This is a genomic window from Calidithermus roseus (genome assembly GCF_003574095.1).
GTDB lineage: Bacteria > Deinococcota > Deinococci > Deinococcales > Thermaceae > Calidithermus > Calidithermus roseus.
In genome coordinates, this window is the sequence record NZ_QWLA01000005.1 from 36,815 (window position 1) to 49,586 (window position 12,772).

The 12,772-nt window shown below is 66.2% G+C and carries 14 protein-coding genes; 13 read left to right on the top strand and 1 reads right to left on the bottom strand.

Translation table 11 applies throughout. The features are described 5' to 3' along the window. Nucleotides 1–15 precede the first annotated feature (15 nt). Together Mrose_RS02505 and Mrose_RS02510 are read left to right on the top strand one after the other, a co-directional pair. Entirely contained in the window at nt 16–411 is a 396-nt protein-coding gene (locus Mrose_RS02505) for a RidA family protein (RefSeq protein WP_119275858.1), read from the top strand. Next, complete coding sequence (locus Mrose_RS02510) at nt 408–1,280, top strand: NAD(P)-dependent oxidoreductase (RefSeq protein WP_119275859.1); 873 nt, start codon at nt 408–410, stop codon at nt 1,278–1,280. Before Mrose_RS02505 ends, Mrose_RS02510 begins: the two co-directional genes overlap by 4 nt. An 18-nt stretch (nt 1,281–1,298) precedes the next feature. Here the strand turns inward: Mrose_RS02510 and Mrose_RS02515 are convergent, their stop codons facing one another. Next, nucleotides 1,299–2,921 (bottom strand): N-acyl-D-amino-acid deacylase family protein, encoded by a 1,623-nt coding sequence (locus Mrose_RS02515; RefSeq protein WP_119275860.1) that lies wholly within the window; start codon nt 2,919–2,921, stop codon nt 1,299–1,301. A gap of 150 nt (nt 2,922–3,071) precedes the next feature. Between Mrose_RS02515 and Mrose_RS02520 the strand changes: the two genes are divergently transcribed. The 11 genes from Mrose_RS02520 (at nt 3,072) to Mrose_RS02570 (ending at nt 12,766) form a co-directional block, all read left to right on the top strand. Beyond that, on the top strand, nt 3,072–3,578 hold the full coding sequence (locus Mrose_RS02520; RefSeq protein WP_119275861.1) for a hypothetical protein: 507 nt from the start codon (nt 3,072–3,074) through the stop codon (nt 3,576–3,578). Nucleotides 3,579–3,685: 107 nt separating this feature from the next. Then, entirely contained in the window at nt 3,686–4,741 is a 1,056-nt protein-coding gene (locus tag Mrose_RS02525) for an AAA family ATPase (RefSeq protein ID WP_182482637.1), read from the top strand. A gap of 16 nt (nt 4,742–4,757) precedes the next feature. Beyond that, nucleotides 4,758–5,720, top strand: a complete 963-nt coding sequence (locus Mrose_RS02530) for a DUF58 domain-containing protein (protein WP_245969460.1) — start codon at nt 4,758–4,760, stop codon at nt 5,718–5,720. Further along, nucleotides 5,717–6,763 (top strand): VWA domain-containing protein, encoded by a 1,047-nt coding sequence (locus Mrose_RS02535; protein ID WP_119275862.1) that lies wholly within the window; start codon nt 5,717–5,719, stop codon nt 6,761–6,763. Before Mrose_RS02530 ends, Mrose_RS02535 begins: the two co-directional genes overlap by 4 nt. 9 nt (nt 6,764–6,772) lie before the next feature. Beyond that, a complete protein-coding gene (locus Mrose_RS19295; protein WP_245969462.1) occupies nt 6,773–7,330 on the top strand; it encodes a VWA domain-containing protein in 558 nt (185 codons plus the stop codon). Continuing rightward, nucleotides 7,327–7,668 carry a vWA domain-containing protein gene (locus tag Mrose_RS19300; protein ID WP_245969465.1) on the top strand — a complete coding sequence of 114 codons (342 nt, stop codon included), beginning with the start codon at nt 7,327–7,329 and terminating at the stop codon, nt 7,666–7,668. Before Mrose_RS19295 ends, Mrose_RS19300 begins: the two co-directional genes overlap by 4 nt. Next, the gene (locus tag Mrose_RS02545; RefSeq protein WP_119275863.1) at nt 7,669–8,631 is read left to right on the top strand and encodes a VWA domain-containing protein; all 963 of its coding nucleotides are present in this window, start codon (nt 7,669–7,671) and stop codon (nt 8,629–8,631) included. 174 nt (nt 8,632–8,805) lie between these two features. Further along, nucleotides 8,806–9,240, top strand: a complete 435-nt coding sequence (locus Mrose_RS02550; RefSeq protein WP_119275864.1) for a hypothetical protein — start codon at nt 8,806–8,808, stop codon at nt 9,238–9,240. Nucleotides 9,241–9,375: 135 nt separating this feature from the next. Continuing rightward, on the top strand, nt 9,376–10,488 hold the full coding sequence (locus Mrose_RS02555; protein WP_182482640.1) for a zinc-dependent alcohol dehydrogenase: 1,113 nt from the start codon (nt 9,376–9,378) through the stop codon (nt 10,486–10,488). Nucleotides 10,489–10,647: 159 nt separating this feature from the next. After that, entirely contained in the window at nt 10,648–11,721 is a 1,074-nt protein-coding gene (cax, locus tag Mrose_RS02565) for a calcium/proton exchanger (RefSeq protein ID WP_119275866.1), read from the top strand. Between the two features lie 130 nt (nt 11,722–11,851). Continuing rightward, complete coding sequence (locus Mrose_RS02570; protein ID WP_182482638.1) at nt 11,852–12,766, top strand: glycine betaine ABC transporter substrate-binding protein; 915 nt, start codon at nt 11,852–11,854, stop codon at nt 12,764–12,766. Nucleotides 12,767–12,772 lie beyond the last annotated feature (6 nt).

Sequence of the window (12,772 nt, forward strand, 5' to 3'; positions counted from 1 at the left end):
CTGTATTCTCTGTCCATGCGCCACAACATCCCCGGAACCTCTCCCTACGAGCCCATCGTCGGTTACTGCCGGGCGGTGCGGGTTGGCCCTTACGTGCACGTGGCGGGAACGACGGCGGTGGGGCCAGACGGCAGGCTGGTGGGCGTGGGTGATGCCTACGCCCAGACCAAACAGATCCTGCACATCATCGAAGGAGCTTTGGCTAAAGCCGGGGCCAGGCTATCCGACGTGGTGCGCACCCGCATGTACGTGCTCAACATCGAGCGTGATTGGGAAGCAGTGGGCCGCGCCCACGGTGAGTTCTTCCGTGAGGTTCGCCCGGCGGCTACCATGGTGCAAGTCGGCGCCCTCATCGACCCCGAGATGCTGGTAGAGATCGAGGCAGACGCAATCATTGCGGAGGGACTATGAAGGTGGCATTTATCGGTTTGGGCGCGATGGGCTATCCCATGGCGGGGCACCTCGCCAAGAGGTATGAGACCTTGGTCTACAACCGCACTCCGGCCAAGGCCCAGCAGCACGCCCTCGAGTTCGGCAGCAAAGCGGTGAGCCTCGAGCAGACCGCCGAAGCCGACATCATCTTCACCTGTGTCCCCGTCTCCAAGGACGTCGACGACCTGGCCCGCGCGCTTTTACCGCACTTGCGGGCAGGAACGCTGTGGGTGGATCACACCTCGGGCGAACCCGAGTTGGCGAAGCAGACTGCTGCCCTGTTGGCGAGCAGGGGTGTGAGCTACCTCGACGCCTGCCTGTCGGGCGGGGTGGCCGGAGCCATCAACGCCAGGGCTACCGTGATGTGCGGCGGGAGCGAGGCCGACTTCGAGCGGGCCAAGCCCGTGATGGAGAGCTACGCCGCCAAGATTGTGCACGTGGGGCCGTTGGGGGCGGGCCACGCGGTCAAGGCGGTGAATCAGGGCTTGCTGGCGGTCAACCTTTGGGCCCTGAGCGAAGGCATGGTGGCCTTGGCCAAGCAGGGCATCAAGCTGGAGCTGGCCCTCGAGGTCATCAACGCTTCCTCGGGCCGCTCCAACGTCTCGGAGAACCTCTTCGGGCAACGGGTGCTCAGCCGCGAATTCCCCAACACCTTTGCCCTGGGCCTGCTGGCGAAGGACATGGGAATCTGCGTGAAGGTGCTCGAGGCCGCCGGCACGCCCGCCCCCTTACTGCGCCAGCTCCGCGAGTTCTTCGAGATTGCCAAACGCGAGGTGGGCTCAGCCGACGTCGACCACACGGCGGTGGCGAGGCTGCTCGAGCGGTGGGCAGGGGTGGAGATTAGGTAGTACTAGACAGGGTGAGCCTCAGTTCGCTGCACTTCTCCAGCCTGGTCCCCGCACGACTTGTCCCGGCGTCGCTCCGGTGTGCTGGCCTCCCTCGAGCACCCGCACCCCATTGACCCACACCTCCTGCACGCCCACCGAGAGCTGGTGGGGGTCTTCGAAGGTGGCGCGGTCACTGATGATGTCGGGGTCGAAGAGGACGAGGTCGGCCTTGCAGCCGGGGGCGATACGGCCACGGTCGAAGAGGGAGAGGCGGTTGGCGGGCAAGGAGCTCATCTTGCGCACCGCCTCCTCGAGGCTCAGCACGCCTTCCTCGCGCACGTAGCGCCCCAGCACGCGGGGATAGCTGCCATAAGCCCTGGGGTGGACCGGCCCGTAGGCGCTGGCCCACTCAGGGTCGAAGCCGCCCGCATCCGTCGAGACCATGGTCCAGGGCTGAGAGAGCTCGAGCCGCAGGTTGTCCTCACTCATGCTGAAGTAGATGGTGCTGATGCGCTGTCCCTCCGACGCCAGCAGGTCGAAGACGGCCTCGAGCCAGTCCTGGCCGCGCATGGCCGCGATCTCGGAGAGGCGCTTGCCCACGTAGACCTGATTTTCGGGTCTCTGGAACCCCACGGGCATGACGTGCTCGGCGCGGGAGCGGGTGTCCACGTTGGGGTTGGGGCCCTCGAGTTCAGCCCGGATTCGCGCCCGCACCCCCGGCTCGCGCAGCTTCTCGTAGAGCCCGCCCCCCTCCGCGACCCAGTTGGGCAGCATGGCCGTGAGGCCGGTGCCGCTGGCGGTGTAGGGGTACACGTCGGCGCTCACGTCCTGCCCGGCCTTTCGGGCCTGGTTGATCCGGGCAATCACCTGGGCCATCTTGGGCCAGTTGTCCTCGCGGGAGGCCTTGAGGTGGTAAATCTGTACCGGCAGCTTGGCCCGCCGCCCGATCTCCAGGGCCTCTTCCACAGCCTCGAGCAGCCGGTCGCTCTCCGAGCGCAGGTGGGTGATGTAGAGCCCGCCGTGCTCGGCCACGACCTTGCAGACCTCCACGATCTCCTCGGTGTCGGCGTAGTCGTCCGGCGGGTAGATGAGCGCGTAGGACACCCCGAAGGCCCCGTCCTCCATGGCCTCGCGCACGACGCGGCGCATGGCTTCGAGTTCGTCCCGGCCAGCTTTTCCCATGCGCATCCCACAGGCGTACTCCCGCAGGGTGCCCCCGCCCAGAAAGCTTCCGACGTTGGGCGATACGCCGTGCTCGAGCATGGCCTCGAGCCAGTCCCCCAAGCGCTCCCAGGTTTTCATGCGCTCGTTCCACGCCTCGGGCACGTAGGGCGCGAGCTTGCGTGGGGCGATGTGCCCGCCCTGGGGGGCTGGGGTCCAGGCCTCGCCCATGATCTCGGTGGTCACGCCCTGGGTGATCTTGGAGAGGCAGCGCCCGTCGCGCATGAGGGGCTGGATGGAGTGGGAGAGGATGTCGATGAAGCCCGGAGCCAGCACCCGGCCCTCGGCCTCGAGCACCTCCCTGGCTTCACGGGTCGAAAGCTGCCCTGCCGGGGTGATGGCCGCGATCTTTTCTCCTGCGATGGCCACGTCCCCGTAGAACCAGGGATTGCCGCAGCCATCGACCACCTTGGCTTTGCGGATGAGCTGGTCGAAGCGCACGCGGTCATTGTATTGGGTCGTACGCAAGACGCCGAAAGCTGATAACCACCAGCCCCCAGCCCTCGAACCTGGAGGACTCTTTGGTTCATCTTCACAAACACTGTGCCTTGTTTTGTTGATCGCAGCTCCCGAGGGCGCCTACACTGAACCATGGCAACCACCGCAGGGAAGTTTCCTTGGCTCCGCCTCTCCGGTTTGGTCCTGGCCGGAGTGGGCCTGCTGCTTACGGGGTTTTTCGCCGGGCGGCTCTCGCAGGGCTCGAGCGCGTTCGTTGTTGCCTCTTCTGCTGCTGAATTTGCCCGGCCCGTTCAGTTGCAGTTCCCTCAGACCCCGCCGGATCAGGGAGCGCAGGAGTTGATCCCGCTGCCAGGACCGGGCCGGGGCAACCAGCCAGGGCAGGGCCAACAGCCCCAGCCGGGTCAGGGGCAGCAGCCACAGGAGTGCCCCATCTTCATCTATCAGGACGGGCGGCTCTACCAGCTTCCGCGTCCGGGGCAGGAGCCGCAACAGCAGCAGCCCGGTCCCGGCCCAGGCCCGCTGCCCGGCTGGCCTGGAGGTTCGCCCGAACTCATCCCGCTCGATCCCGTCAACCCTGGTCCCACCATCCCAGCCCCGCTGCCCGAGCCACCCAGTCCCCAGCCAAACAACCGCACCTGAAGCGGTCTGGGGGATTGACACCTGAGTCACCTTTGGCTCACCCTCCACGGACGAAGATTCTGCGTAAACTTTCCCCCCTTTCGCGCGATCTCCAGGAGGATTATCTGATGGATAAGCCGATCACCCCCCTCGAGCCCCAGGCCGTGATAGATGCCTCGTCGAGGCTGCGCACCCTGCTCTTCGAGGTCAAGAAGATCATCGTAGGGCAGGATCTGATGCTCGAGCGCATGCTCGTGGCTTTGCTCGCACGGGGGCACATTCTCATCGAGGGCGTGCCAGGGCTGGCCAAGACCCTGGCCATCAAGACCCTCGCCGAAGCCATCGGCGCGAGCTTCAAGCGCATCCAGTTCACCCCCGACCTTGTACCCGCCGACCTCATCGGCACCCGCATCTACAACCCCAAGGAGGCCGCCTTCGAGGTCGAGCTGGGGCCGGTGTTCGCCAACTTGATCCTGGCCGACGAGATCAACCGCGCGCCCGCCAAGATCCAGTCGGCGCTGCTGGAGGCCATGCAGGAGCGGCAGGTGACCATCGGCAAGGAGACCTACAAGCTCCCCGATCCCTTCTTGGTGCTGGCTACCCAGAACCCCATCGAGTCGGAGGGCACCTACTTCCTGCCCGAGGCCCAGGTAGACCGCTTCATGTTCAAGGTGGTGGTGGGCTACCCTGGCATGCACGAGGAGATCACGGTGGTCGAACGGGTTTCCGCGAAGTTTCCCCCGGTCGAAGTACAACTGAGCCACCAGGAACTGCTCGAGCTGCAAAACATGGCCGACCAGGTCTACGTCCACCCGCTGGTCATTGAGTATGCCGTCAACCTGGCGCGGGCCACCCGCGAGCCCGGCGAGGTGGGCCAGCCCGAGCAGCGCCGCTACATCAGCTTCGGGGCCAGCCCCCGCGCCAGCGTCAACCTGATCCTCGGAGCCAAGGCCCTGGCTATCCTGCGCGGGCGTGAGTATGCCTTGCCCGAGGACGTGCGCGACCTAGCTCCGGAAGTGCTGCGTCACCGCATCATCCTCTCCTACGAGGCCCTGGCCGATGGGGTGCAGCTCGAAGCTCTGTTGGCCAGGCTCATCGCCGCCGTGCCGCTGCCCCGTGTCCACCTGGGTGATCCCCACCGCGACGGGCGTCTGCTGAGCCAGCCCAACAACCCCACTGCCTGAGCCCAGAGGTCTTGTGATGCTCAGACGGTTCAGACGTCCTTCCACCCTGCCACCCCCCAGGGCTAACCCCTCGCCCTCCTCGGGCCTGCGGGTAAAGCCACCGGCTGCCGAGTTGCTGCGGCGCTTGCAGTTCACCGTGCTGCGACGACTGGACGGCTTTTTGTTCGGGGATTACAGCGGGGTGTTCTACGGCCCCAGCCTCGACCTGGCCGAGGTGCGGCAGTACCAGCCCGGCGACGAGGTGCGCCGGATTGACTGGAACGTGACCGCCCGCACCGGCACTCTACACGTGCGGCAGTACCGCGAGGAGCGTGAGATCACCGCCTGGCTGGTGGTGGACCGCTCAGCCTCGATGCAGTTTGGCACCCGCCGGGTGCTCAAGAGTGAGCTGGCGCTGGAGTTTGCCGCCATCGCCGCTTCCATCGCGATCCGTCACGGGGACAAGGTGGGGGCGGTGGGCCTGGGCGATGGCCGCCTTCGCCTGATCCCCCCGCGCAGTGGCCGCCAGCAGGCCCTGCGCATCCTGGACTCGCTGATGAGCGAGCCCTCCCTCGAGGGAAGGCGCTCGAGCCTGGGTGAAGGGCTCGAGCACCTCAGCAAGAGCCTGCGGCGACGGGCTTTGATCTTCGTGATCTCCGACTTCCTCGACGAGGATAAGAGTTGGGAGAGCGCCCTGCGCCGCCTGGCTCAGCGTCACGAGACCATCGCGGTGCGCATCTTCGACCCCGCCGAGCGGGAGCTGCCCAAGGCCGGCGAGGTGCGCCTGCGCGACCCCGAGAGTGGCGAGGAGGTCTGGCTCGACACCGACGATCGCAGGGTGCGCGCGGCCCACGCGGCGCTGGTCAAGCAGCGTGAGGACAGCCTGCTGCGGGCCTTCAGGGCTGCCCGAGTGGATCACCTCGAGCTTTCCACGGCCCAGGAACTGGTGCAACCGCTGCTGAAGTTCACCCTGCGCCGCAAGGGGAGGAGGTCTGTATGAGCTTCACCTGGCCTGCGCTGTTGCTGGCGCTGGTGCTGCTGCCCGTCACCGCCTTGGTGCTGTGGGGCCTCGAGCGCCGCCGTGAGCGCACCGCCCAGGCCTTCGCCGATGCACATCTGCTGGGGAGCGTGCTGCGCCCGGCCTCCAGGGCTCACCGCCGCTGGCCGCTGGCCCTCCAGCTCCTGGCTTTAGGGGTGCTGCTCTTCGCAGCGGCCCGGCCCGTCGCCCTGCTGCCCCTGCCGGTGAACAAGGCAGCGGTGGTGCTGGCCATAGACACCTCCCGCTCTATGCTGGCCAGCGACCTCAACCCCAACCGCCTCGAGGCCGCACGGGCCATCGCGCTGGAGTTCGTCAATTTGGCTCCTCCATCCACCCAGATCGGGCTGACCAGCTTCTCCGACGTGGCTACGGTGCTGGTGCCCCCCACCACCGACCGCGAGCGCCTGCGCGAGGCTATCTCCCAGCTCAAGATCGCCCAGAACACCTCGCTGGCCTCGGCGGTGGTGACCGGGGTGCGCATGCTGCCCGGGCGCAAGGACGTCAGGCCCCCCGAGGAACTCACCCCGCGCATGTTCAGCCTCCCTGACGTCCAGCCTTCCACCCCGCCGACCCTCCAGCCCGAGAAGATGCCGCCAGGAGCCATCCTGATCATCTCCGATGGGGTCAACAACACCAGCTCCAACCCGGAGATCTCGGCCAGCGACGGCCTGCGCATCGCCACCCGTTTCGCCTCGCAGTGGAAGGTGAGGGTCTATACCGTGGGCGTGGGGCGCGAGGGCGGGGCCATCATGCAGCTCAACGGCCAGAACTACTTCGTGCCCTTCGAGCCCCGAACCCTGCAAACCCTGGCGCAGGAGACCGACGGCAAGTACACCTATGCCCCCAGCCGGGAGGCGCTGCGGGAGGTCTTTGCCGAGCTGGGCACGGTGATTCGCTGGGAGCCCACCCGCACCGAAGTCTCGGCCTTGCTGTCGGGTGTGGCCCTGATCCTGCTGGTGCTGGCCGGTGCGCTCAACCTGCACTGGCAGCGCAGGGTGCCCTAGAGGTGGGGGATGGGTTTTCTCAGCCCATGGGTGCTGTTGGCCTTGCTGGGGCTGCCCCTGCTGGTGCTGCTGTACCGACGGGGCGTGCTGGGGCGCTCGAGGGCCTTCGCCACCTACCCCGACACCCGGATACTGGCTGGGGCACAAGAGCAGAACCCGCGCGCGATGCATCTTCCGGCGCTGCTGTACCTGGGAGCGCTCGTCCTGGGGCTGCTGGCTCTGGCCCGTCCCACCCTCATGCTCCTGGCTGCCGACAACCTGGCCGGGGTGATGTTGGCCATCGAGACCAGTTGGTCCATGCGCTCGACCGACATCGCCCCTAACCGCCTCGAGGCCACCCAGACCGCTGCCCGTGCCCTGGTCGAGGCCTTGCCCGCAGGCATCCCCGTGGGTATCGCCGTCTTCTCCAACTACGGCACGCCCATGCTACCCCTCACCACCGAGCGTGAGCGGGTTTACGAGGTCCTGCAACTCCTCGAGCTGGGCGGTGGCTATGCCTTCACCTACGGCCTGCTGACCGCGCTCGAGGCGCTGCCCGAAGCTACGCCGGGCACCCCCCCGGCGTGATCGTGCTCTTTTCCCACGGCCACGACAACTCCGGCAACGACCCGCTCGAGATCGCCGACCAAGCTGCCAGGCGCGGCGTCCGGATCCACACCATCGGAGTGGGAACCCACGGCCATAACTTCGACGACGACGTGCTCAAGCAGGTGGCTGATCGCACCGGAGGCCGCTACTACCCCATCTTCTCGGCCGGTGATCTGCGCGACGCCCATCGCGACCTGGGCCGGGTCATCGCCCTTCGGCCCAGGCCGACGGAGGTGAGTGGAATGCTCTCGCTGGCCGCCGCCGTGCTGCTGTGCCTCAGCCTGGGTACGGCATTCTCTCGCAGAAGGGTGGTGTGAATGAGCCTGACCTGGCCCTGGGCACTGTTCTTGCTGGCGCTGCTGCCGCTGTTCGTGTGGGTATATCGCCACAACCTGCGCCGCAGGGCCGAGGCGGTGGCCCTGTACCCCGACCTGACCTTGCTGGTGCGGGCCACAGCCGGGGGCCGCCGCTGGTCGCGCTACCTGCCAGCCTTGCTGTACCTGGCCTCGCTGGGCTTGCTGATTGTGGCCCTGGCCCGTCCCAGCCTGGCCGTTCCCCAGGCCAATCCCAGGGCCGGCGTGATGCTCGCCCTCGACGTGAGCCGTTCGATGGCTGCGGGTGACGTCAAGCCCAACCGCTTCATCGCTGCCCAAAACGCGGTGAAAACCTTCGTGCGGGAGTTGCCCGAGGGAGCGAGGGTGGGCCTGGTGATCTTCGCCCGCTATGCTCGCTTGGTGGTTCCGCTCACCAGCGAGCACCACCGGGTGATGGAAGCGGTCAACCTGCTGAGCATGGATTATGGCACCACCATCGGCGACGGCATCATGGAGAGCCTGCGCGCCCTGCCCAGCCTCGAGGAGCGCCTGGCTACGGGTGAGGACCCCCGCAAGCTCACGACCATCATCCTGCTCTCTGACGGACGCAACTTCGGCGGCATGGACCCGCTCGAGGCCGCCGATGAGGCCGCGCGGCAACAGGTCGTGGTGCACACCGTCGGCGTCGGCACGGCTAGCGACGGGCCGATTGAGGGAATCGAGCCTCGCCTGTGGTGGGCAGCCCGCTTCGACGAGGAAACGCTGCGTGCAATCGCCCAGAAGACCGGCGGTAACTACTACTTCGTCGATTCTGCCGACAAGCTCAAGCAGCTTTACAGCGACCTCAGCCATTCGCTGGTGTGGCATTATCGCCGCGACGAGGCCACCGGCTACGCGGTCATCGCGGCAGCGCTGTGCCTGGTGGCGAGTTTGCTGCTGAGCGAGGTGCGGCGAAGGGTGATTTAACCCCAGATGAGGGAAAATCAAGTGGAGGGCACTTAGTCAAAAGCGCGTCGGTGCTCGGTAGTCGATAGCTACGCGCGTCCAGCGTACGACCTAAGCCATTCGACTTATGCTCCTACACCGCGATGAGCCTGGAAGCGCTGGCAAAAGCCCCATATACTCTGGGCACAAACGGATATGCGCTTTATCATCCTTTCGCACTTCTGCGCTACCTGGGCGCTGGTGGGCCTGATCTGGGCACTTCAGATCGTGTACCTGCCCCTCTTTGCCAAGGTGGGGAAGGATGATTTTTCGGCCTACGAGGCCAACCACAGCCTGCTCTTGCCTCAGGTCATGGGGACGCTGATGGTGATCGAACTCCTCACCGGAGCCTTCTTGCTGATCTTTCCGCCAGGCTGGATTCCATCGTGGGTATTTGCCCTGGGAATGGCCCTGCTTGCGCTGATCTGGGCATGGGGCCTGCTGGTGCAGGCTCCCGTGCAGAAAAGACTCGCCCGACGCTTCGATCCTCGAGACCTCAGCCTGCTCATACAGGCCAACTGGGTTCGCACCTTTGCCTGGTCGGCCCGGGGGCTGCTGATGGCCTGGGCTATGCTGCGCTATGCGATGTGATGTCTTCAGTGTTCGGCGTTTTGCACTTGGTTGGCCTTCGGTGTAAAGCGGTAAGCTAGAACCAGGTTTATGCTTCAGGCACCTGCCTTGCCCGCTCGAGCCGCCACGCAGCTAGCCGGGGGCAGCCGGGCCATGATGCGTGCCCTGAGCTTCTCCCCCTCGCTTCCCCGCTACGTCTTTGCCAGGCTCATGGGCCGGCGCTATCCCGTACGGGGCTTGCCGCTCCACCTCGTTCACCTGCCCGAACCGATCCCTCCGCGGGGCTTCGAGCGGCTTAAAGTGCGCCTGGCCGGCATCTGCGCTTCCGATCTGGACCTGATCTATGGAAGGACTTCCCTCGCACTCTCGCCCTTCTACTCCTTCCCAGCGGTGTTGGGGCACGAAATCCTGGCTGAGCTGGGTGGGGTGCGGGTGGTGGTCAATCCCCTGCTGGCCTGCCTCGAGCGGGGCCTGCCCGACTGCCCGGCCTGCGCCAAGGGCGAGGACCACCGCTGCCGCAACCTCACCGAGGGAAACTTCCGCTCTGGCATGCTAGGTTACTGCTCCGACCTGCCCGGCGGCTGGAGCGAACGCATCGTAGCCCATCGCGAGCGGATTTTCCCCATCGCCGAGAGCGTCCCGGATGAGCGGGCAGTGCTGGCGGAGCCGCTCGCGGTCGCCGTGCACGGCATTCAGCAGGCCCTGGCGAAGGACTGGCCCGAGGAAATCCTGGTGGTTGGAGGGGGAACCATTGGCCTGCTCTCGATCGCGCTTTTGCGGGTGCTGGGCTTCGAAGGCCCCATCCACGCGGTGGTCCGGCGCAGCCACGCTGCGCAGTGGGCCAGGGCTTTCGGGGCCAACGTGACCTATTCCTCGGTGCGTGAGGCCCAGAAAGCCCAGAAGTACCAGAGTTACCAGGGAATGCTGGGCCGGTGGGGTTGGCGTGGCGGCTTCGGTGCGGTCATCGAAGCTTCCGGCAACCCTGCGGCCTTGCAGGAGGCGAGCTGGGCCGTAGCCGAAGGAGGCCGCATCCTGCTCCTGGGTTCACCCGGCAGCGCGTTGCACGACTTTTCGCCCTACTGGTTCCGCGAGGTGCGGCTCATGGGCAGCTACGCCTACAACTGGGATGCCTTCGCCACGGCAGTCAAGCTGCTGCCCGAGCTGGAAGGCATCGAAGCCCTGGTAGGCCAGCAGTTCGGCCTCGAGGCCTGGCCCGAGGCCATCCGTGCGGCCAGGCGCGGGGGGGCCAAGATCGTGTTTAAACCCTAGCCCTACTGGACCCCCTGGCTGGGGCTGGCTCGAGCCCGCCGCGAGGTGGAAAAGCTGCGGCAGCGGGCTGGGGGAGAGGTGCTGGCCCTGCTTCCGGCGGGGTAGGGGCACGTCCCGGCGACTGCAAGGGCATGACCGGCAGGCGGGTAGAATACCCCCATGTTTCGCTACGGCATGCTGGTATTCATTCCGCTGGCCCTCGTGCTCGAGTTCACCCACGCCCCGGCGGTCTGGATCTTCCTGGTCTCGGCGCTGGCGCTGCTGCCCCTGGCGAGTTGGATGGGCCAGGCCACCGAGGAGCTGGCCGCTCGAGCCGGGAGCACGGTGGGGGGGCTGCTCAACGCCACCTTCGGCAACGCCGCCGAGCTGATCATCGCCGTCGTGGCCCTGCTGGCGGGCAAGCTTGAGGTTGTCAAGGCCAGCATCACCGGCTCCATCCTCTCCAACTTGCTGCTGGTGCTGGGGTTATCCATCTTCCTGGGGGGCCTGCGCTACCTGCGCCAAAACTTCAATGCCCACGCCGCCGGGCTTTCCGCCTCGCTGCTGACCCTCACCCTCATCGCCTTCATGCTGCCCACCCTCTTCGATCTCGCCGAGCGCAACTTCTTCAAGGTGCTCGACCCCACCCTGCCCGACGAACTCTTCAGCCTCGCCACGGCGGGGGTGCTGATCCTGATCTACCTGGCCAACATCTACTTCACCCTGCGCACCCACAAGGACCTCGTCAGCGGCCTCGACGAGGCTCACCCCGAGGAACACCCAGCCACCTGGAGCGTGCCGGTGGCCGTGGGCGTGCTGGCCGCGGCCACGGTAGGGGTGGCGGTGATGGCCGAGTTCCTGGTGGGAAGCCTCGAGGCGGCCACCGAGGTCCTGGGGCTGTCGGAGTTCTTCGTGGGCATCATCCTCATTCCCTTGGTGGGCAACGCCGCCGAGCACTTCGCGGCGGTGGTCTTCGCCATGAAAAACAAGATGGACCTGGCGGTGCAGATCGCGGTGGGTTCCTCCCTCCAGATCGCCTTGCTGGTGGCCCCCATCCTGGTGCTGGTGGGCTACTTCGCCGGGCGACCCATGGACTTGGTCTTCCACAACCCCCTCGAGCTCGCCGCCCTGGCCGCCAGCATCCTGGCGACCAACGCGGTGGTGCGCGACGGGGAGAGCAACTGGCTCGAGGGCTTCTTGCTGCTGGGTGTCTATGCCCTGCTGGGCTTTGCCTTCTTCTTCACACCGCGCTAATGCGCCAGGAGACAATGAGTACGTCCGATCGGCTATTCGCCTGTCCACCGAGTGGTTGTTGAGTAAGCTCGCTGACATACTACTGAGGCTGAAGTGTTATGTTACAAACCTAAGCAGTACCTCGAGGAGGATGAGAGTGAAGAGTGTCTTCACGCTGTTGATTGCTCTGGGGGTGGGCCTTGCGCTGGCCCAGAAGGGCCCCATTACCATCGGCTCCAAGATCGACACCGAGGGAGAGGTGCTCTGTCAGATGGTCAAGCTGCGGCTCGAGGCTGCCGGGTTCAGGGTCAACGACCGCTGCCGTACCGGCACCACCAACATCGTGCGCAGGGCCCTCACCTCGGGCGAAATCGACCTCTACCCTGAGTACACCGGCACCGCCCTGACGCAGTTCTTCCCCGAAGCCCAGATCGACGCGGCCCTTACCCGCGACGCCAAGAGGGGCTTCGACAAGGTCAAGGAACTCGACGCAAGGAATGGCGTCGTCTGGCTCAACCCGGCCCCGGCCAACAACACCTGGGCCATCGCCGTGCCTAAGGCCCTGGCCGAGAAGGAAGGCCTCAAGACCATGGCCGACTTCGCCCGCTACGTCAACGCCGGCAAGCCGGTCAAGCTCGCGGCCAGCCAGGAGTTTGCCGAGCGCGACGACGCGCTCAAGGCCTTCGAGCGGGTTTATGGCTTCAAGCTCAAACCCGAGCAGATCCTCATCCTGCCCGGCGGCGATACCACCCTCACCGAGACGGCTGCGGCACGGGGCACCAACAACGTCAACGCGGCCATGGCCTACGGCACCGACGGGGCCATCGCCACGCTGGGCCTGGTGGCCCTCACCGACCCCCAGGGTGCGGTCGCGGTCTACCAGCCGGCCATCACCGTGCGCAAGGCGGTCTTCGACAAGTACCCTGAACTCGCTACCCTCATCAACCCCCTCTTCGCCACCCTCACCGAGGAGGTGCTCTCCGACCTCAACGGCCAGGTGGCCTTGGGCAAGAAGGCTGCTGACGTGGCCGCCGAGTATCTCAAGAAAAAGGGCCTGATCAAGTAGGGGCGC